Source organism: Streptomyces sp. NRRL S-31 (genome assembly GCF_000718775.1).
Classification (GTDB): domain Bacteria; phylum Actinomycetota; class Actinomycetes; order Streptomycetales; family Streptomycetaceae; genus Streptomyces.
In genome coordinates this window covers 1-21,033 of sequence record NZ_JOCB01000085.1, presented here as the reverse complement: position 1 = coordinate 21,033, position 21,033 = coordinate 1, and the positions used below count along the sequence as shown (strand labels likewise).

The following is a 21,033-nucleotide window of genomic DNA, read 5'->3' as shown; positions in this document are numbered from 1 at the left end:
GGCGGCGCCGGAACCGTACGGCCTCGGCCGCGGCGGCCGGCTCGGCCCGCCGCGAGGAGGCTGCCGGCGAGGGCACGGCCGACGAGGAGACGGCCGACGAGGAGACTGCCGGCGAGGAGACTGCCGGCGAGGGCACGGCCGGCGTTTCCGGTCGTGCCGGACACCGCGATCACGGTGCGCCCCGGTCCGGCCGGTAACCGACCGCCGGGCCCCGGAAGGGCGGCCGGTCCGCCGCGTCGTCTGCGGGGGCCGGCCGCGTCCATGCCGCGGGAGTTACTCGGCGCCCTCCTCCCCCGTGTCGCCGGCCTCGCCGCGTACCCGCAGGGCGCGGGAGAGGTCGTCCAGGCGGTCGGCGAGGGTGCGGCGCAGCGCCGGGGTGAGGTCGGCCTCGCGCAGGCATGCCTCGCCGAGCCCCAGGTTGTCGGCGTCGACGGCGTGGGCCGGGAAGCACCAGCGGCCGGCGGCGACGGCGATGGCGGGGCCGCGGCGGGCGGCGAGGGCGACCGCGTCCTGGTAGAAGCGCGGCACGTACTCCCGGACCAGGTCGGCCTGCTCGGGCTGCCAGAAGCCCTGGGCGGTGGCCGTGAAGAGGTAGTTGGACAGGTCGTCGCCGGTGAACATCGCCTCCCAGGCGGCGCGCTTGGCCGCCGGGTCGGGCAGCGCGGCACGACAGCGGGCGGCGCCCTCCTGGCCGGTGGCGCTCGGGTCGCGCGCCAGTTCGGCGGCGATGGCGTCCTCGTCGGTGGCGCCGAGCACGGCGAGCCGGGCGAGGATGCGCCAGCGCAGCTCGGGGTCGAGTTCGGGTCCGCCGGGCACCGTGCCGTCGGCGAGCCAGGAGGCGATGGGCTCCGGGTGGGCGGCCACGGCGATCAGATGCCGTACGGCGATCAGCCGCAGGCCCGGGTGGTCGCCGTCCTCGGTGCGCCGCAGCAGGTCGCGGCAGAGGGAGGTGAGGGTGGCCAGGGCGGCCGGCCGGTCCCCCGGCGCCAGGTACTGCTCGGCGAGCTGTCCGGCGGCGAAGGCGAGGACGCCCTGGGCGACGGCCAGGTCGGTCTCGTGCGGCAGGTGGGCGCGGGCCGTCTCCAGGTAGGCGGCGGGCGGCAGTTCGCCGTCGCGGACGGCGTCCCTGAGGGCGTTCCAGACGACCGCGCGGGTGAGCGGGTCGGGCAGGCCGGACAGGCCGGTGCGGAGGGTCTCGAAGGACGTGGCGTCGAAGCGGACCTTGGCGTAGGTGATGTCGCCGTCGTTGAGCAGGACCAGTGCGGGGCGCTTGCCGATGGGCTGGGGGGCGGTCTGCGGGACGTCGAGGCCGACGCGCTCGCGCAGTACCAGCCGGCCCTGGTCGGCGACGTCGTGGTCGTACAGGCCGGCGCTGAGGCGGTGCGGGCGGCTGCCCGCGCGTTCGACGGTCAGCGCGCAGGTGCCGTCGGCGGTGGCGATCACGGGGGTGAGCGTGTCGACGCCGGTGGTGCGCAGCCAGTCGTCGGCCCAGGCGGGCACGTCCCGGTCGGTGGCCGAGGCGAGGGAGTCGATGAAGTCGGCGAGGGTGGCGTTGCCGAACTTGTGCCGCTTGAAGTGGGTGTTGATGCCGGCGAGGAAGTCCTTCTCGCCGAGCCAGGCGGCGAGCTGGCGCAGCGCGGAGGCGCCCTTGGCGTAGGAGATGCCGTCGAAGTTGAGCAGGGCGGAGGCCGTGTCGTCGACGTTCTCGGGGGCGACCGGGTGAGTGGTGGGCCGCTGGTCGGCGTCGTAGCCCCAGGACTTGCGGGTGACGCCGAACTCGGTCCACGGGTCGGTGAACCGCGTGGCCTCGGCGGTGGTCTGGTAGCCCATGTACTCGGCGAAGGACTCGTTCAGCCAGATGTCGTCCCACCACTTGAGGGTGACGAGGTCGCCGAACCACATGTGGGCCATCTCGTGCGCGATGACCATGGCGCGGGTCTGCCGCTCGGTGTCGGTGACGGCGGAGCGGTAGATGAACTCGTCGCGGAAGGTGACCAAGCCCGGGTTCTCCATGGCGCCCGCGTTGAACTCGGGGACGAACGCCTGGTCGTAGGAGTCGAAGGGGTACGGCTCCTCGAACTTCTCGTGGTACCGGTCGAAGCAGGCGCGCGTGACGTCCAGGATCTCGTCGGCGTCGGTGTCGAGGTACGGGGCGAGGGAGCGGCGGCAGTGGATGCCGAAGGGCAGCCCGCGGTGTTCGGTGCGCACCGAGTGCCAGGGGCCGCCGGCGACGGCGACCAGGTAGGTGGAGACGGGCGGGGTGGGGGCGGCCTGCCAGAGGCCGTCGCCGCGGTGTTCGGTGACGCCGTTGGCGAGGACGGTCCAGCCCTCGGGTGCCTTCACGGAGACCTCGAAGACGGCCTTCAGGTCGGGCTGGTCGAAGGCGGCGAAGATCCGCTGCACGTCGTCCATGAACATCTGGGTGTAGACGTACGTCTCGCCGTCGCTGGGGTCGGTGAAGCGGTGCATGCCCTCGCCGGTGCGGGAGTAGCGCATGACCGCGTCGACGCGCAGCTCGTGCTCGCCGGCGGTGAGGTTCTTCAGCGGCACCCGGTCCTCGCTGAGCGACTCGGGGTCGAGCGGCTGTCCGTCGAGCGTGACGCTGCGCAGTTCGGCGGGCTTCAGTTCGACGAACGTGTCCCCGTCCGACCGGGCGGTGAACCGGATCGCGGTACGGGAGTCGAAGGTCTCGTCACCGGTGGTGAGGTCGAGTTCGACCGTGTACCGGTGGACGTCGAGGAACTGTGCTCGGGCTTGCGCTTCGTCGCGCGTGAGTACGGACATGCACGCCATGCTGCCTGATGGGACCCACAGCGCACAGGGGTGGAGCGGTACATGGCTTTTGTCCCCCGTGCGCCCCGTCCCGTCACCCGGCCGGTCTCCCGGCCGGGCTTCCGTCCGGTCCGCCGTCCGGTCCCGCCGTCGGTCCCCTGTCCGGTCCGGCCCCGTGGTTCGGGCGTCGTCGTTCAGGCGTCGTGCGCCCGCTGTCCGCCGTGGGTGTCCTCGGCGATCCGCTCGTGGTGCCGGATCACCTCGGCGATGATGAAGTTCAGGAACTTCTCGGCGAACGCGGGGTCGAGTTTGGCGCTCTCGGCGAGGCGGCGCAGCCGTTCGATCTGCCGGGCCTCGCGGGCGGGGTCCGCGGGCGGCAGCTGGTGCAGCGCCTTGAGGCGGCCGACCTGCTGGGTGGCCTTGAAACGCTCGGCGAGCATGTGGACGACGGCCGCGTCGATGTTGTCGATGCTCTCGCGCAGGCGGTCGAGTTCCTGGCGGACCGCGGGGTCCGCGGCGCCGGTGCCGGTGTTGCTGGTGGTCATGAGGGCCCACCCTATGCGCTGCGCGGGCCGGGTCCTACGGGGTGTCCGGAGAGTGGATCAGCGGGGGGTCACCGGGGTCCGGGACGCGGTCGCTCCAGCCGCCGGGCACGCCGCGGGCCTGCTGGGCGCGGAACCGGACGGGGGCGAGGCCGACGCGCCGGGTGAAGAGCCGGGAGAAGTAGGCGGGGTCGTCGTAGCCGACGCGGCGGGCGACGGCGGCGACGGGCAGTCCGGTGCCGGCGAGGAGTTCCTTGGCACGGCCGAGGCGGATGCCGAGCAGGTAGTCCTTGGGGCTGCATCCGGCCGCCCGGCGGACCGCGCCGCGCAGCTCGGTGGTGGTCATGCCGTGCCGGGCGGCGTGGTCGGCGACGGTCATCGGCGTGCAGGCGTCCCGGGCGAGCGCCTGGAGGACGGGGTCGCCGTCGGGTGCGAGGTCGGCGCGGGCGCGGCGCAGGGCGACCAGCAGTTCGTGGACGGCGGCGCCGGTCTCCACCTCCAGCAGGGGGTTGCCGCGGCGGGCGGCCCGGGCGATGCGGGTGACGACGGTACGCGGCCCGGAGGCGTCGGAGAGCGGGACGACGGGCCGGTCGGGTTCGATGTAGCCGAGGTCGCGGTAGGCCGCGGTGGCGGGCCCGGCGAAGTCCACGAAGCCCTCGTCCCAGCCGGTGCCCGGGTCGGGCGCGTAGTGGTGCGGGACGCCGGGGGTGAGCCACAGCAGCGCGGGCGCGGTGACGGTCGTGCGGCGGCCGTCGGCGCCCCGGTACCAGCCGCCGCCGGAGCTGATCACCACCGCCACGTGGTGGTCGAGGGTGCGCGGGCCGACCGTGGGCAGCGCGCCGTGCTGGAGGCCGACGCCGAGGCAGACCAGGCCGAGGCGCAGGTGGGCGGGGCCGGGGCTGAAGAACCGCATCCAGGTCCGGTACATCGGCGCTCCTCTCCGGGGGCGCGTTTTTGTCCAAGCAGTGCCGATCTTCGTCCATGGCGCCGGCCACCGGAAGGGGTGAGGCTGGGCCGCATGAGCGAGTTCACGGTGGGGGAATCCGGCTTCCTGCTGGACGGGCGCCCGGTACGGCTGCTGTCCGGGGCGCTGCACTACTTCCGGGTGCACGAGGCCCACTGGGGGCACCGGCTGGCGATGCTGCGGGCGATGGGCCTGAACTGCGTGGAGACGTACGTGCCGTGGAACCTGCACGAGCCGCGCCCGGGCGTGTTCCGGGACGTGGGGGCGGTGGGCCGGTTCCTGGACGCGGTGCGCGCGGCGGGCCTGTGGGCGATCGTGCGGCCGGGGCCGTACATCTGCGCCGAGTGGGAGAACGGGGGGCTGCCGGCGTGGCTGACGGCCGCCGTGGGCACGCGCGCGCGTACGCGGGACGAGCGCTGGCTGCTGCCCGTGCGGAACTGGTTCCACCGGTTGCTGCCCGAGATCGTGTCCCGGCAGCTCGACCGCGGCGGCCCGGTGCTCATGGTCCAGGTGGAGAACGAGTACGGCAGCTACGGCAGCGACACCGGCTACCTCCGGGAGCTGGCCGGGCTGCTGCGCGCGGAGGGCGTCACGGTCCCGCTGTGCACCTCCGACGGCCCCGAGGACCACATGCTGACCGGGGGCTCGCTGCCCGGGGTGCCGGCCACGGTGAACTTCGGCTCCCACGCGCGCGAGGGCTTCCGCGCGCTGCGCCGCCACCGTCCGGCGGGCCCCCTGATGTGCATGGAGTTCTGGTGCGGCTGGTTCGACCACTGGGGCGGCGAGCACGCCGTACGGGATCCGGCCGAGGCCGCCGGGGTGCTGCGGGAGATCCTGGCGTGCGGGGCGTCGGTGAACCTGTACATGGCGCACGGAGGCACCAGTTTCGGGGGCTGGGCGGGGGCCAACCGGGGCGGTGGCGAGCTGCACGAGGGACCGCTGGAGCCGGACGTGACCTCGTACGACTACGACGCGCCCGTGGACGAGTACGGCCGCCCGACGGAGAAGTTCTGGCGCTTCCGCGAGGTGCTGGCCGCCCACCGGACCGGCCCGCTGCCCGCCCTGCCGGACCGGCCCGCCCCGCTGGGCGCCCCGGCCGAGGCGGTGCTGGCGGACTGGGCGCCGCTGGCCGGCGTGCTGGAGGCGCTGGGCGGCCCGGAGACGGCCGGTCCGGTACCGCCCACCTTCGAGGAGCTGGGGATCACCCGGGGCCTGGTCCGCTACGAGGTCGACGTGCCCGGCCCGCGCCGGCCGTACCCGCTGACCGTGCGCGGGCTGCGCGACCTCGCCGTGGTGTACGTCGACGGGGAGCGCGCCGGGGTGCTCACCGAGGCGGAGCCGCGGCTGGCGGAGCCCGTCGCGGGCCCCGCGCGCGTGGAGCTGTGGGTGGAGTCCCTGGGGCGGGTGAACTACGGGCCCCGGCTCGGCGAGCCGAAGGGCGTCACCGGCGGTGTCCTGCACGAGCGGCAGTACCTGCACGGGGTCCGCGCGCGCGGGCTGGACCTGGACGCGTTCGCCGACGGGGTGGCCGCGGTGCCCTTCGGCGCGCTGCCCGGGACGGCGGCGCCGGGGCTGTACCGGGGCTCGGTCACGGTCCGCGGGGCGGGGGACGCCCGGCTGGAACTGCCGGGCCGTACCCGCGGCTTCGTCTGGATCAACGGCTTCGGCCTGGGCCGTTTCTGGTCGGCGGGCCCCCAGCGGTCGCTGTACGTGCCCGGGCCGGTGCTGCGGGAGGGGGCGAACGAGGTGTGGCTGCTGGAGCTGGACGAGGGGGAGCCGGACCGGCCGGCGCCGCGTCTGCTGCCCGTGTGACCGCCGCGCTCCCGTTCCCGGGCCGGGCCCCGCCGCCTACAGTGGGAGGGGGTTCCGGCGTCATCCGGGGGTGCCGACGTGGCGAACGGCGGACCGGTCGAACACGGCTACCCGCACCTGGAGACGGTGCGGGCCGCCGTCACCGCGCTGTACCGGCGGCTGTCCCGCGACACCATCGAGACGTTCCCGGTCAGCGTGGCCCCCGCCGACGTGGCCTTCTGCGACACCGACGACCTGCACCTGGGCGCGCAGCGCGTGGCCCGGGAGATCGTGCGGCACTTCCGGCTGCCGGACGCGCGGCTGGTCGTCGGGTTCCGGGAGATGACCCACGCGGCCAACGTCGAACTGGCGGCCGGGCCCGAGTACTTCGTCGAACTGAACGACCGGTTCCGCACCCATCGCGCGGACATCGGCGCGGCCCTCGCCCACGAGGTGGCGCACGTCTACCTGCACCGGCTGGGCCTCTCGTTCCCCACCACGGCGGAGAACGAGATCCTGACCGACACCACCGCGGCCTACCTGGGCGCGGGCTGGCTGCTGCTGGACGCCTTCCGCCAGGACGCGGTCTCCTCGCAGAAGCTCGGCTACCTCACCCCGGAGGAGTTCGGTTACGTCCTGGCCAAGCGGGCCCTGCTCTTCGGCGAGGACCCCTCCGTGTGGTTCACCAGCCCGCAGGCGCACACCGCCTACGTCAAGGGGATGGCCCGGGCCCGCCGGGACGGGGAGCAGCCGCCGCTGGCCGCGGCCGGCTGGGCGGGCCGACGCCGCTACGCCCACGACCGCCGGCACGCCTCCGGCGCCCCGCCGGCGGCTGCCTACGCCTTCGCCGCCGACCCGGCCGGCCGGCTCCGGGTCTCCTTCCCCTGTCCGACCTGCCACCAGCGGATCAGGGTGCCGGTACGGGGGCGGGTACGGGCCCGGTGCGGGCTGTGCCGGTCGGTGCTGGAGTGCGACACATAGCGGTGGGAGGCGGCTATGCGCGTACGGCGATCCCGTCCAGCACCATCGACAGGTACTGGCGGGCGATCTCCTCGGGGCTGTGCCCGCCGCCGGGCCGGTACCAGGAGGCGGCGACCCACACGGTGTCCCTGACGAACCGGTAGGCGAGCCGGACGTCCAGGTCCGCGCGGAAGACCCCGTCGGCGACCCCGCGTTCCAGCGTGCCGAGCCACGCCGTCTCGAACCGGCGCTGGGACACGGCGAGGAAGGCGAACCGGTCCTGGGCGACGAGCCGTCTGTTCTCCTTCTGGTAGATCGCGACGGCGGCGCGGTGCCGGTCGATCTCCCGGAAGGACTCGGTGACCAGTGCCTCCAGCGTGGGGCGGGGGCCGAGTCCGGAGGCGAGGACGGTGTCGTAGCCCTCCCACAGCTCGTCGAGGAAGGTCCGCAGGATCTCCTCGAGCATCGCCTCCTTGGAGTCGAAGTGGTAGTAGAGGCTGCCCGCGAGCATCCCGGCGTGGTCGGCGATCCTGCGGACGGTGGTGGCGTCGTAGCCGTACTCGGCGAAGACCTCGGCGGCGGTGCCGAGGAGTTCGCCGCGCCGGTCCGCCGCCGTGGTCACCTGGGGCTTCTTCTTGGTGGGCACGCACCCATTGTGGTCCGCCCGCCCGGCGGCGGTGTCCGCGCGGTGCGCCGGCGTACCGGCCGTTCGCCTCAACCGGAGCGCGGGCAGGCCGAGTTCAGTACGCTGACGGGGTGGGGGACAACCGGATCTACGACGGTCAGTTCGGGAACGTGGTACAGGCCCACCACATCGACCACGTCCACTTCCACGTCCCGCCGCCGCGTACCGGGGCGCCGTCGTGGCGACTGCGCCACGTCCTCGCGGTGGGGCTGGCCGGCGCCGGGGCCGCGCTGCTCCTGCTGAGCCGCTACCGCCTCCCCGCCCCCGCCGGCGCGACGGTGGCCCTCGCGGGCGCGCTCTGCCTGGCCGCCGCGGCTTGCGTGGAGCTGCTGACGCTGTGGGAACTGCGCTCCAGCAGGCGTCCCGAGCACCGGCCCGCCCGGCCGGTGCTCGACCGGGCCGCGGAGGAACTCGCGGAGGCGCTGAGGGTTCGCTACGACCGGGACGAGCGGCTGTCGCGCATCCACGACCCGTTCCCCATCCCGGTGCGCTGGACGGCGGCGGATCCGCTGCTCACCGACCACTGGCGGAACATCCGCCGGGCGGGGGCCGCGCCGTCGGCGGACGCCGACGCCGACCGGCCCCTGGCGGTGGACGGCCACTTCGACGAGATCGCCGCCCTGTTCACCGCCCTGCCGGCCCAGCGGCTGGTGGTGCTGGGCGGCCCCGGTGCCGGGAAGTCCGTGCTCGCCCTGCACCTCGCCCGCCGGCTCGTGGAGCGGCGCGGCCCCGCCTCCGGGGACCCGGTCCCGGTGGTCTTCCCGCTCTCCTCCTGGGACCCCAAGCGCGGCGGCCTGTGGAACTGGGCGGCCGGCCGGATCGCCGAGGGCCACCCCCGGGCGCTGGCCGAAGGCGGTGGCCGGGCCCACGCCGTCGCCCTGGCGCTGATCACCTCCGGGCGGGTGCTGCCCGTCCTGGACGGCTTCGACGAGCTGCCCCGCCGCTTCCAGGCGGACGCCCTGCGGGAGCTGCGGGCCAGTCTGGCCGGTCCCGCCCGCTTCCTGCTGACCAGCAGGACGGAGGAGTACACGGCGGCCGTCGAGGCCGGGAACACCGTGCTCCCGTCGACCGCCGTGGTCGAGCTACAGCCCCTGACCGTCGGCGAGGTCGCCGCCTACCTCCCCCGGACGGCCCGCAGGACCAGCCGGGACGACGACTCCCGCACCGCCTGGGACCCCGTACTGCGGCGGCTGGCGGACCCCGCGGACCGCGCCCGGGAGGTGCGGGTGCTCCGGGCCGTCCTCGGTACTCCGCTGATGATCGGCCTGGCCCGAGTCGCCTACAGCGACGGCGGGGCCGGGGCCGACCCGGCCGAGCTGCTGGCCCCGGGCCGCTTCACCACCCGGGCCGCCGTCGAGCGGCACCTGTTCGACGCCTTCCTGTCCGCCGCCTACGGCGGGGCCCTCGACGACCGTGCCGGCCGGCCCTCCTGGAGCGCCGCCGACGCCCGCCGCTGGGCCGGCTCCCTCGCCCGCCACCTGAGCGCCTCGGGGACCCAGGACCTGGAGTGGTGGCGTCTGGACGAGGCGGTGCCGCGCGTCGTGCGCAGCCTGGTGACGCTGCCGGCGTTCCTGCTGGTGCTGCTGGGCGTCCAGGTCTCCCGGTTCGGCGTGCCGTGGTGGCAGCGGTGGGTGGGGCTGCCGTTGGCCGGGGCGGTCGCCCTCGCCGTAGTCGCCGCCCTGGTCGCCGACTGGGCCGACCCCGGGGAGCCTCCCGGCCCGTACCGGCTCCACCGGCCTTCGGGCACGCGCCTGCGGGCGGCGCTGCGCGGGCGGGAGCAGTGGAGGTTGGCGCTCGTGGCGGGCGGTCTGACCCTCGGGGTGACGGCCTCGGTGCTGCTCTCCCCCGGCACCACCCGCCGGCTGACGGTCCTGGCGACGGTCTGCTTCGCCGTGCAGTCGGCGGCCCAGTTCGCCGACGCCCTGCGCAGACCCGCCGATCCCGCGGAAGCCACCGAGCCGTCGGTGCTGCTGGCCGCCGACCGCGGCGCCACGGCCGCGCTGGCGCTCTTCCGCCTGGTCGGCCCGGCACATCACCTCGAGCACCACAAGAACCTGTACGTCGTCACCGCGCTGTACGTGGCCTGGTGGCAGTCGGTGACGGCCCGGGACACGCTGGGGCCCGCCGACTGGGCCCGCGCGGCGGCCTGTTTCGCGGCGGCCTCGCTCTGCCACGGCGTCGCGGTCTCGGCCTGGGGCCGGTACACGGTGGCCCGGTGCTGGCTGGCCCTGACCGGCAGGCTGCCCTGGCGGCTCATGGCCTTCCTGCGGGACGCCCACACCCGGGGCGTGCTGCGGCAGGTGGGCGGCGTCTACCGGTTCCGCCACATCGAACTGCGCAACCGGCTGGCCCGTACCACCGCGCCCGTCTCACCGAGGCAGCCGTCGGTGTGGACCGGCCGGCTGGGACTGGCCGCCGTCGCGGTGACCACCGTCACCCCGTTCCTGCTGCTGTCGAACCTGACCACCATGGCGCCGCCCGCTCCCCACCGGGCCGTGCCCCGGGCGTGCGCGCTGCTCGACGACCGACTGCTGGCCGCGGTGATGGCCGACCCGATGAAGCTGGCGCGGGGCCGGAACACCTGCACGGCCGGTGAGCAGTCGCCGTTCCACCCCGACGTCAGCCTCAGCCTCCAGGCGTTCGTGACCCGCACCGGGTCCGGGATCGGCGCGGCCTACTCGCCGGCCAGGACCGAACTGCTGCGGACCCCCTTCGCCGGTGCCGATCGCGAGGGGCTCGGCGACGAGGCGCGCGAAGGGACCGAGACGGTCTTCTCCGCGGCGCACATGGAGGGCCGCCAGACCACGGCCGTGCTGGGCACCCGGGTCGCCAACGTGGTCCTGAAGCTCACCTACACCGAGGAGTTCGCCTCGAAGCCGCGCGCCCAGGAGGTCGCCCGCATCCTGATGCGGGCGGCGCTGCGACACGCGGGCCTCACGCCGAAGCAGCGGCAGTCCGCCCAGCGCCCGCTGGCCGCCGTGCCGCGCGCCACGATCCCCCGGGACACCCGGTTCGCGTACTACCGCCCCGGCCGGTCCCAGGCCCTGGTGGGTGCCCGCTGGGGAGCGCGCGAGCGGTCCCATCTCTGGCGGCTGCGCGGCTTCGGCTACATCCTGCGCGCGCCGAAGTACCTGAGCTGCGAGACCTCGGACGACGGGACGGTGACGTGCCGTTCGAAGGGGCCGGACGGCCTGCGTCTGCCCCGCCTGCGGCTGCGCCTGGCCTCCGCGCACTGTGTGCGGCCCTGCGCCGGGGCCGCCCGGTTCTGGCAAGCCCGCCCCGGCTTCGCCACCACGCCGTGGAAGCGCGTCACGTCCTCGCTCTGGTACGCCGAGACCGCCCCGGACGCCCGCACCTACCGTCTGCTGTTCGCCCGTACCGTCGCGGACGCGAACGGCAAGGACGTCAACCTGGTCTGGGCCGAGGCCGATGTCGACGTCTCCGGCCGGGCGCTGGCCCAGAAGATCGTCAACGATCTCTACACGGGCACGGGCGGCCGGTGAGACCGTGGCCGTGCCCGGACATGCGGCGGCGCCTGCCCAGCGTCCGGTCGGGGACAGGCGGGCAGGCGCCGTCAGTGTTCCGTACGCCTTTGTACGGGACGTGTGCGGGGACCTTCAGGTCCCTGGTGTGCGCGTCAGACCGCCAGGGCGCGGTCCGTCGGGCGGATCGGCGCCGGCAGGTCGCTGGCACCGGTCAGGTGGCGGTCGACTCCGCGGGCGGCCGAGCGGCCCTCCGCGATAGCCCAGACGATGAGGGACTGGCCGCGGCCGGCGTCACCGGCGACGAACACACCCGGCACGTTGGTCTGGAAGTCGGCGTCGCGGGCGATGTTACCTCGTTCGTCGAGGTCCAGGCCGAACTGGTCGACCAGGCCGTTCTCCCGGTCGGTGCCGGTGAAGCCCATGGCGAGCGTGACCAGCTGGGCCGGGATCTTGCGCTCGGTGCCCGGCTTCCGGTTCAGCTTGCCGTCCACGAACTCGACCTCGGCCAGGTGCAGCCACTGCACGTTGCCGTCCTCGTCGCCCTCGAAATGGGTGGTGGAGGCGGAGTAGATCCGCTCGCCGCCCTCCTCGTGGGCCGAGGTGACCTTGTACAGGATCGGGAAGGTCGGCCAGGGCTGGCTGGCCGCGTGCCGCTCGTCGTTCGGCCGGGGCATGATCTCCAGCTGGGTGACGGAGGCCGCGCCCTGGCGGTGGGCGGTGCCCACGCAGTCCGCGCCGGTGTCGCCGCCGCCGATGACGACGACGTGCTTGCCCTCGGCCGAGATCGGAGTGGTGACGTAGTCGCCCTCCTGGACCTTGTTCGCCAGCGGCAGGTACTCCATCGCCTGGTGGATGCCCTTGAGTTCGCGGCCGGGCACCGGCAGGTCACGGGCGGTCGTGGCGCCGGCGGCGATGACGATCGCGTCGTACCGCTTCTTCAGGTCGCGGGCGCCGATGTCGCGGCCGATCTCCACGCCCGTGCGGAAGCGGGTACCTTCCGCGCGCATCTGCTCGATACGGCGGTTGATGTGCCGCTTCTCCATCTTGAACTCGGGGATGCCGTACCGCAGCAGGCCGCCGATGCGGTCCGCGCGCTCGTAGACGGCGACCGTGTGGCCGGCCCGGGTCAGCTGCTGGGCGGCGGCGAGACCCGCCGGGCCGGAGCCGATGACGGCGACCGTCTTGCCGGACAGGCGCTCGGGGATCTGCGGGGTGACGTCCCCGGTCTCCCACGCCTTGTCGATGATCGAGACCTCGACGTTCTTGATGGTGACCGGCGCCTGGTTGATGCCGAGCACGCACGCCGCCTCGCAGGGGGCCGGGCAGAGGCGACCGGTGAACTCCGGGAAGTTGTTGGTCGCGTGCAGCCGCTCCTGGGCGGCGCTCCAGTCCTCGCGGTAGGCGTAGTCGTTCCACTCCGGGATCAGGTTCCCGAGCGGACAGCCGTTGTGGCAGAACGGGATGCCGCAGTCCATGCAGCGGCTGGCCTGCTTGCTGATGATCGGCAGCAGGGAGCCGGGGACGTAGACCTCGTTCCAGTCCTTGACCCGTTCGGCGACGGGGCGGGTCTCGGCGACCTCGCGGCCGTGGTTCAGGAAGCCCTTCGGGTCAGCCATTGATCGCCGCCTCCATCATCTTCTCGGTGATCTCGGTCTCGGAGAGACCGGCTCGCTCGGCGGCGTCCTTGGCGGCGAGCACTGCCTTGTACGTGCTGGGGATGATCTTGCTGAAGCGCGTCACGGCCGCGTCCCAGTCGGCCAGCAGCTTCCCGGCGACGGTCGAACCGGTCTCCTCGGCGTGGCGGCGCACCACGTCGTGCAGCCACAGCTTGTCCGTGTCGTCCAGCGCCTCGACGGCCCCGGCGTTGCCGGCGTTGACGTTGTCGCGGTCGAGGTCGATGACGTAGGCGACGCCACCGGACATGCCCGCCGCGAAGTTGCGGCCGGTCGGGCCGAGGACGACCGCGTGACCGCCGGTCATGTACTCGCAGCCGTGGTCGCCCACGCCCTCGGAGACGACCAGCGCGCCCGAGTTGCGGACGCAGAACCGCTCGCCGGTACGGCCGCGCAGGAACAGCTCGCCGCCGGTGGCGCCGTAGCCGATGGTGTTGCCCGCGATGGTGGAGTACTCGGCGAGGTGGTCCGCCGCGCGGTCCGGGCGGACGACGATCCGGCCGCCGGACAGGCCCTTGCCGACGTAGTCGTTGGCGTCGCCCTCCAGGCGCAGGGTGACACCGCGCGGCAGGAACGCGCCGAAGGACTGGCCGGCGCTGCCGGTGAAGGTGATGTCGATGGTGTCGTCGGCCAGGCCCGCGCCACCGAACTTCTTCGTCACCTCGTGGCCGAGCATGGTGCCGACCGTGCGGTTGATGTTGCGGATGGCGACCTGGGCGCGCACCGGCTGGGCCTCGGTCGCGTCGTTCGCGGCGAGGGCGTCGGCGGCGAGCTTGATCAGCTCGTTGTCCAGCGCCTTCTCCAGGCCGTGGTCCTGGGCGATCAGCTGGTGGCGGACGGCGCCCTCGGGCAGGTCGGGCACATGGAACAGCGGTGCCAGGTTCAGGCCCTGGGCCTTCCAGTGGTCGACCGCGCGCTCGACGTCCAGCACCTCGGCGTGGCCGACGGCCTCCTCGATGGAGCGGAAGCCCAGCTCGGCCAGCAGCTCGCGGACCTCCTCGGCGATGAACCGGAAGAAGTTCACCACCCACTCGGCCTTGCCGGCGAAGCGGTCGCGCAGGACCGGGTTCTGGGTGGCGATGCCGACCGGGCAGGTGTCCAGGTGGCAGACGCGCATCATCACGCAGCCGGAGACGACGAGCGGAGCGGTCGCGAACCCGAACTCCTCGGCGCCGAGCAGCGCGGCGATGACCACGTCACGGCCGGTCTTCAGCTGGCCGTCCGTCTGCACCACGATCCGGTCGCGCAGACCGTTGAGCAGCAGCGTCTGCTGGGTCTCGGCGAGGCCCAGCTCCCAGGGACCGCCCGCGTGCTTCAGCGAGGTCAGCGGGGAGGCGCCCGTGCCGCCGTCGTGACCGGAGATCAGCACGACGTCCGCGTGCGCCTTCGACACACCCGCGGCGACCGTGCCCACGCCGACCTCGGAGACCAGCTTGACGTGGATCCGCGCCTGCGGATTCGCGTTCTTCAGGTCGTGGATCAGCTGGGCCAGGTCCTCGATGGAGTAGATGTCGTGGTGCGGGGGCGGGGAGATCAGGCCGACGCCCGGCGTCGAGTGCCGCGTCTTGGCGACCCACGGGTAGACCTTGTGGCCGGGCAGCTGGCCGCCCTCGCCGGGCTTGGCGCCCTGGGCCATCTTGATCTGGATGTCGTCCGCGTTGACCAGGTACTCGGAGGTGACGCCGAAGCGGCCGGAGGCGACCTGCTTGATCGCCGAGCGGCGCGCCGGGTCGTACAGGCGGTCCGGGTCCTCGCCGCCCTCACCGGTGTTGGACTTGCCGCCCAGCTGGTTCATGGCGATGGCGAGGGTCTCGTGCGCCTCCTTGGAGATGGAGCCGTACGACATGGCGCCGGTGGAGAACCGCTTGACGATCTCGCTCACCGGCTCGACCTCGTCGAGCGGGACCGGGGTCCGGCCGGACGCGAAGCCGAACAGGCCGCGCAGCGTCATCAGGCGCTCGGACTGCTCGTTCACGCGGTCGGTGTACTTCTTGAAGATGTCGTACCGGCCGGCGCGCGTGGAGTGCTGGAGGCGGAAGACCGTCTCCGGGTCGAACAGGTGCGGCTCGCCCTCGCGGCGCCACTGGTACTCGCCGCCGATCTCCAGGGCGCGGTGGGCGGGGGCGATGCCGGAGGCCGGGTATGCCTTGGCGTGGCGGGCGGCGACCTCCTCGGCGATGACGTCGATGCCGACGCCGCCGATCTTGGTGGCGGTGCCGTTGAAGTACTTCTCCACGAAGGTCTCGTCCAGGCCGACGGCCTCGAAGACCTGGGCGCCGCGGTAGGAGGCGACGGTGGAGATGCCCATCTTGGACATGACCTTCAGGACGCCCTTGCCGAGGGCGTAGATCAGGTTCTTGATGGCCTTCTCGGGCTCCAGGCCGTTCAGGAAGGTGCCCGCGCGCAGCAGGTCCTCGACCGACTCCATCGCCAGGTACGGGTTGACGGCGGCGGCGCCGTAGCCGATCAGCAGGGCGACGTGGTGGACCTCGCGGACGTCACCGGCCTCGACCAGCAGGCCCACGTGGGTGCGCTGCTTGGTGCGGATGAGGTGGTGGTGGACGGCCGCGGTGAGCAGCAGCGAGGGGATCGGCGCGTGCTCGGCGTCCGAGTGGCGGTCCGACAGGACGATCAGCCGGGCGCCGTTGTCGATGGCGGCGTCGGCCTCGGCGCAGATCTCCGCGATGCGCGCGGCGAGGGAGTCGCCGCCGCCGGAGACCCGGTACAGGCCGGACAGGGTGGCGGCCTTGAAGCCGGGCATGTCGCCGTCGGCGTTGATGTGGATGAGCTTGGCCAGCTCGTCGTTGTCGATGACCGGGAAGGGCAGCAGGACGGACCGGCAGGAGGCGGCGGTCGGGTCGAGCAGGTTGCCCTGCGGGCCCAGCGAGGACCGCAGGGAGGTGACCAGCTCCTCGCGGATCGCGTCCAGCGGCGGGTTGGTGACCTGCGCGAACAGCTGGGTGAAGTAGTCGAAGAGCAGCCGCGGGCGCTCGGACAGGGCCGCGATCGGGCTGTCCGTGCCCATGGAGCCGATCGGTTCGGCGCCGGTGCGGGCCATCGGGGCGAGGATGACGCGCAGCTCTTCCTCGGTGTAGCCGAAGGTCTGCTGGCGGCGGGTGACCGAGGCGTGGGTGTGGATGATGTGCTCGCGCTCGGGCAGGTCGCCCAGCTCGATCTCGCCGGCCTCCAGCCATTCGGCGTACGGCTTCTCGGCGGCGAGGGCCGCCTTGATCTCGTCGTCCTCGATGATGCGGTGCTCCGCGGTGTCGACGAGGAACATGCGGCCGGGCTGGAGGCGGCCCTTGCGGACGACCTTCGCCGGGTCGATGTCGAGGACGCCAACCTCGGAGCCGAGGACGACGAGGCCGTCGTCGGTGACCCAGTAGCGGCCGGGGCGCAGACCGTTGCGGTCGAGCACGGCGCCGACCTGGGTGCCGTCGGTGAAGGTGACGCAGGCGGGGCCGTCCCAGGGCTCCATCATCGTGGAGTGGAACTGGTAGAAGGCGCGCCGGGCCGGGTCCATGGAGTCGTGGTTCTCCCACGCCTCCGGGATCATCATCAGCACGGAGTGCGGCAGCGAGCGGCCGCCGAGGTGCAGCAGCTCCAGCACCTCGTCGAAGGAGGCGGAGTCGGAGGCGTCCGGCGTGCAGACCGGGAAGACGCGGTCCAGGTTCCGGTCGCCGAACAGGTCGGAGACCAGCTGGGACTCGCGGGCGCGCATCCAGTTGCGGTTGCCCTTGACGGTGTTGATCTCACCGTTGTGCGCGACGAAGCGGTACGGGTGCGCCAGCGGCCACGACGGGAAGGTGTTCGTGGAGAACCGGGAGTGCACGAGCGCGATCGCGGAGGCGAAGCGGCGGTCGGAGAGGTCCGGGAAGAAGGGCTCCAGCTGGCCGGTGGTCAGCATGCCCTTGTAGACGATGGTCCGGGCGGACAGGGACGGGAAGTAGACCCCGGCCTCCCGCTCGGCGCGCTTGCGCAGCGCGAACGCCTTGCGGTCCAGCGCGATGCCCTCGCTGACGCCGTCGCCCACGAAGATCTGGCGGAACGCGGGCATGGTGGAGCGGGCGGTGGCGCCCAGCAGCTCCGGGGCGACCGGGACCTCGCGCCAGCCGAGGACCGTCAGGTCCTCCTCGGCGGCGATCGTCTCGATGCGTGAGACGGCGTCCTCGGTCCCGTCCTCCGGCAGGAAGGCGATGCCTACGGCATACGAGCCGGCCGCGGGAAGGTCGAATCCGGCCACTTCGCGGAGGAAGGCGTCCGGCACCTGGGAGAGGAGACCCGCTCCGTCGCCGGAGTCGGGCTCGGAACCGGTGGCGCCACGGTGCTCCAGGTTGCGCAGGACGGTGAGTGCCTGCTCAACCAGGGTGTGGGACGCCTCGCCGGTGAGGGTGGCGACGAAACCGACGCCACAGGCGTCGTGTTCGTTGCGGGGGTCGTACATACCCTGCGCAGCAGGGCGAGCATCCATGAACGACCAGTTCTGGCCATTCGCGGAATGCTGGGACGGCTGGCGCGGCGTACGCATCGGCTCTCCCGTCGTCGTCATGTGGCATGTGGCAGGTGCCGAGGGACGACGTTGGCCCTCTGCTGGATCTCAAAATTTCGTGCAGGTTACATGATGGAGCGGTTCTCGGGAACCGGATACTTCGTTCCATCATGCGGACGCCGCGGTCGCGGCGGAGGTGCCGCGCGGGGCGGCGCGTGCCGTACGGGTGTACGGCTGATGCCGTGGGGTGACGGCGGCGGTGCCGTGCGCTTGACGGCCGGGGGTGCCGCGCGGGGCGGCGGCGCCGCGCGGTGGCGGCCGACGTGTGCGGGGGCCGGCGCGGACAGGATCGGTCGGATCGGCGTCCGGCGGCCCGGAAGGGGGCGTGGGGCCGGGGAGGGCGTCTTCACCCACCCCGAGGGGGTGCGGCGGGCGTCATTGCCCACAGCGCTTACGGCTCATGCCCGGTGGTAAAGCTCTCGAAACCAGCGAGTAACGGGTACTTATACGGCCCAACGCATAGGTCCCGGTCGCACTATCCTACGGCCGTTCCGAGCAAGGTGCCCAGGACGTACGTCACACCGGCCGCCGCGCCGCCGAGCGCGAGCTGCCGCAGACCGCTGAACCACCAGCTGCGCGCGGTCACCTTGGCCACGACGGCACCGCACCCGAAGAGCCCGGCGAGGGCGAGCAGCACGGCCGGCCACAGGGCGGACGCACCCAGCAGGTAGGGCAGCAGCGGCAGCAGGGCACCGAGGGCGAACGAACCGAACGACGACACGGCGGCGACCGTCGGCGAGGGCAGGTCACCGGGGTCGATGCCCAGTTCCTCGCGGGCGTGTATCTCCAGGGCCTGCTCGGGGTCCCGGGACAGCTGCCGGGCGACCTGCCGGGCCAGCTCGGGGTCGACTCCGCGGGCCACGTAGAGCGCGGCCAGCTCCGCCTCCTCGTCCTGCGGGTGCTTGCGCAGCTCACGGCGCTCGACGTCGAGTTCCGCCTCGACGAGTTCCCGCTGGGAGGCCACGGAGGTGTACTCGCCGGCCGCCATGGAGAAGGCGCCGGCGGCGAGCCCCGCGAGACCGGTGATGATGATGGTGTGCCGGCTCACGTCACCGCCGGCCACGCCGGTCATCAGGGCGAGGTTGGAGACGAGGCCGTCCATGGCACCGAAGACCGCGGGCCGCAGCCATCCCCCGTTGACGTCGCGGTGGGTGTGGTTGTCACGGTGCGCCTCGTGCAGCGCGGCCTCGGTGTCGATGATGGCCATCCAGGGCCCCCCAGGGAAGCTTAGCCAAAGCTAACTTTGGACGAGTTCTACTTTTTGACAACTCTGAACCTACGCCGTTAATTCCGTCGCCGCCAGCAAGGAAAGGCTGGGCTAACCTGCGGATTCTCTTGCTCGCGCTCAGGCGTGCGGATATTGGCTCAGATGTCGAGCGGGTGACAGCGGCGCGGTCCGGGCTCACCCGGACGCCTTCCGTGGGACACATCCGCAAAGGGTCCCGTGCGACCCCGTCGAAGGAGGCCGCCCATGGCATCGATCGCCCGCACCGCCCCGGCCCCGCCGCCCGGGCAGGCCGCCGGACTCCGCGACCGGGCCCGGGGCGCGCTGCTCGGCCTGGCGGTGGGCGACGCGCTCGGGGCCCCCGCGGAGAACCTCAGGCCCTCGGAGATCCGCGCCCGCTGGGGCCGCGTCACGGGGTACGTCGCCGAGCAGCCCTGCGGCACGGACGACACCGAGTACGCCATCTTCTCCGGGCTGCTGCTGGCCCGGCACGGCTCGGCGCTGACCCCGGCGCACGTGGAGGCGGCCTGGCACGAGTGGATCGCCGACCGGGCCGAGAGCCCCTTCCGGGGGGCGGGCTTCAGCGAGCGCGGCACGCTGGAGAATCTGCGCCGCGGACTCGCCGCGCCCATCTCCGCGCAGCACCGGCACGCCTGGAGCGACGGCCTGGCGATGCGCGCGGCCCCCTTCGGCGTCTTCGCCGCCGGCCGCCCCGCCGAGGCGGCCCGCCTGGTGGCGATCGACGGCTCGGTCAGCCACGAGGGCGAGGGCATCCACGGCGGCCAGGCGGTCGCGGCGGGAGTGGCGGCGGCGATGACGGGGGCACCGGTGCCGGTGGTGATCGCCGCCGCCCTCGCGGTCGTACCGGCCGACTCCTGGACGGCCCGCTCCCTGCGGCGTGCGGTGGCGGTGGCCCACCGCGGCGAACGCGCGGTCCGCTCCGCGGTCGTCGTCGGCGGCTATCCCTGGACCGACCTGGCGCCCGAGGCGGTCGCCCTCGCCTTCGGCGCGTACGCGGCGGCCGACGGCGACTTCCGCGAGGCGGTCCTCACGGCGGTCAACATGGGCCGCGACGCCGATACGACGGCGGCGGTGGCGGGCGCCCTGTCCGGTGCGACGCGGGGCCTCTCCGCGATCCCGGCGGCCTGGGCGGCGGCGATCGGCCCGGCGCGGGGCCGCTGCCTCCCCTCCATGGCCGGCCGGCACGTGCTGGAGGTGGCCGACCTGCTGCTCCCCGGCCCCACCGAGCCCCCCGACACGCCCCCGGCCGCGCAGACGGCGGCGATCACCACACCCGCTCCCACGGCAACCGTCACACCGGGGGGCGGCCCGAGCGCGCTACCGGAAGCCGGGGTGCCCGTGGCGCTGGGAGCCGGGGTGCCGGCGGGGCCGGAAGCCTGCGTACCGGCGGTACGGGAAGCCGTGGCGATCGCGGTACCGGAAGCCGGGGTGCCCGCGACGCCCGAAGCCGGCGTACCGACAGCACCGGCAACCGGTGTACCGGCGGTTCCGGAAACCGGGGTGCCCGCGACGCCCGAAGCCGGCGTACCGGCGGTACCGGAAGCCGTGACGATCGCGGCACCGCACGCCGGACTGCCCACGACACCCGAAGCCGGCGTACCGACACCACCGGCAACCGGTGTACCGGCGGTTCCGGAAGCCGTAGCGATCGCGCTACCGCAAGCCGGACTGCCCACGACACCCGAAGCCGGCGTACCGACACCACCGGCAACCGGTGTACCGGCGGTACCGGAAGCCGTGACGATCGCGGCACCGCACGCCGGACTGCCCACGACACCCGAAGCCGGCGTACCGACAGCACCGGCAGCCGCCACCTCACCGGAAGCCGGAGCACCCACGGCCCCGGAACCGTCAGCGCGGGTGGCACCGGACCCCGGCGCGCTGACGACGCCGGAAGCCGAGGGGCCCACGGCCACGGAAGCCACTGCCGCCCCGGGAAACAGGGCGTCGCCGGAACCGGACACCGGGGCGCTCACGACCCCGGAGGCCGCAGGAGCCACGCTCCCGGAGGCCGGAGTCCTGGCGGTGCCCGGAACCGCGGCGCTGGTGCCGACCCCGCCGGACGCCGAACTGCTCACGCCCCCGGAACCCGCTACATCACCCGAGGCCGACGGGCTCACGGCCCCGTGGAGTGGGACGGACGCGATGCCGGTGCCCGCGCCGGGTACGGCGGAGCCGTCGCCCATCCACTCCATCTCGCAGCCGGCCGAGTCCGGCAGCGGGCGCACGGAGGGTCAGGGGGCGGAGGGACCCGGCACCCGGCCCGCAGGGCCACCTCCCGCTCCCGCCTCGCGACCACCGGCAGAGCCGATCCCTGCCTCCTCCCCCACCCCCCGACCGCCGGCCGAACCGACCACCCCTGCCAC

11 protein-coding genes are annotated in these 21,033 nt (G+C 73.7%); 4 read left to right on the top strand and 7 right to left on the bottom strand.

Going from position 1 to position 21,033, the window contains the following annotated elements; genetic code table 11:
* Nucleotides 1-273: 273 nt before the first annotated feature.
* The 3 genes from pepN to IF37_RS0128490 form a co-directional block, all read right to left on the bottom strand.
* The gene (gene pepN, locus IF37_RS0128500; RefSeq protein ID WP_030748618.1) at nt 274-2,784 is read right to left on the bottom strand and encodes an aminopeptidase N; all 2,511 of its coding nucleotides are present in this window, start codon (nt 2,782-2,784) and stop codon (nt 274-276) included.
* 182 nt (nt 2,785-2,966) lie between these two features.
* Nucleotides 2,967-3,317 (bottom strand): chorismate mutase, encoded by a 351-nt coding sequence (locus IF37_RS0128495; RefSeq protein WP_030748614.1) that lies wholly within the window; start codon nt 3,315-3,317, stop codon nt 2,967-2,969.
* A gap of 34 nt (nt 3,318-3,351) precedes the next feature.
* Nucleotides 3,352-4,242: an AraC family transcriptional regulator gene (locus IF37_RS0128490; RefSeq protein WP_030748610.1), complete on the bottom strand. Its 891-nt coding sequence runs from the start codon at nt 4,240-4,242 to the stop codon at nt 3,352-3,354.
* A 90-nt stretch (nt 4,243-4,332) separates the two neighbouring features.
* Between IF37_RS0128490 and IF37_RS0128485 the strand changes: the two genes are divergently transcribed.
* Nucleotides 4,333-6,090, top strand: coding sequence for a beta-galactosidase family protein (locus IF37_RS0128485; protein WP_030748606.1), 1,758 nt, complete (start codon nt 4,333-4,335; stop codon nt 6,088-6,090).
* Nucleotides 6,091-6,168: 78 nt separating this feature from the next.
* Complete coding sequence (locus IF37_RS0128480) at nt 6,169-7,050, top strand: hypothetical protein (protein WP_030748604.1); 882 nt, start codon at nt 6,169-6,171, stop codon at nt 7,048-7,050.
* Between the two features lie 13 nt (nt 7,051-7,063).
* On the opposite strand, the gene IF37_RS0128475 is transcribed toward IF37_RS0128480, so the two are convergent.
* Entirely contained in the window at nt 7,064-7,675 is a 612-nt protein-coding gene (locus IF37_RS0128475) for a TetR/AcrR family transcriptional regulator (protein WP_030748601.1), read from the bottom strand.
* 110 nt (nt 7,676-7,785) lie between these two features.
* Here IF37_RS0128475 and IF37_RS0128470 point away from each other — a divergent pair, with 110 nt between their 5' ends.
* Nucleotides 7,786-11,217 carry an NACHT domain-containing protein gene (locus IF37_RS0128470; protein WP_030748598.1) on the top strand — a complete coding sequence of 1,144 codons (3,432 nt, stop codon included), beginning with the start codon at nt 7,786-7,788 and terminating at the stop codon, nt 11,215-11,217.
* A gap of 134 nt (nt 11,218-11,351) precedes the next feature.
* Here IF37_RS0128470 and IF37_RS0128465 read toward each other — a convergent pair whose 3' ends face one another.
* The 3 genes from IF37_RS0128465 to IF37_RS0128455 all read right to left on the bottom strand — a co-directional run bounded on the left by IF37_RS0128465 (nt 11,352) and on the right by IF37_RS0128455 (nt 18,628).
* Entirely contained in the window at nt 11,352-12,815 is a 1,464-nt protein-coding gene (locus IF37_RS0128465; RefSeq protein WP_030748594.1) for a glutamate synthase subunit beta, read from the bottom strand.
* Nucleotides 12,808-17,400 (bottom strand): glutamate synthase large subunit, encoded by a 4,593-nt coding sequence (gene gltB / locus IF37_RS0128460; protein ID WP_173457016.1) that lies wholly within the window; start codon nt 17,398-17,400, stop codon nt 12,808-12,810. The genes IF37_RS0128465 and gltB overlap by 8 nt, the downstream gene beginning before the upstream one ends.
* A gap of 496 nt (nt 17,401-17,896) precedes the next feature.
* The gene (locus IF37_RS0128455; protein WP_030748588.1) at nt 17,897-18,628 is read right to left on the bottom strand and encodes a VIT1/CCC1 transporter family protein; all 732 of its coding nucleotides are present in this window, start codon (nt 18,626-18,628) and stop codon (nt 17,897-17,899) included.
* Nucleotides 18,629-18,892: 264 nt separating this feature from the next.
* On the opposite strand from IF37_RS0128455, the gene IF37_RS42615 reads away from it, so the two are divergent.
* Nucleotides 18,893-21,033: ADP-ribosylglycohydrolase family protein (locus tag IF37_RS42615; RefSeq protein WP_253915872.1), on the top strand; the 2,141-nt coding region annotated here is incomplete at its 3' end.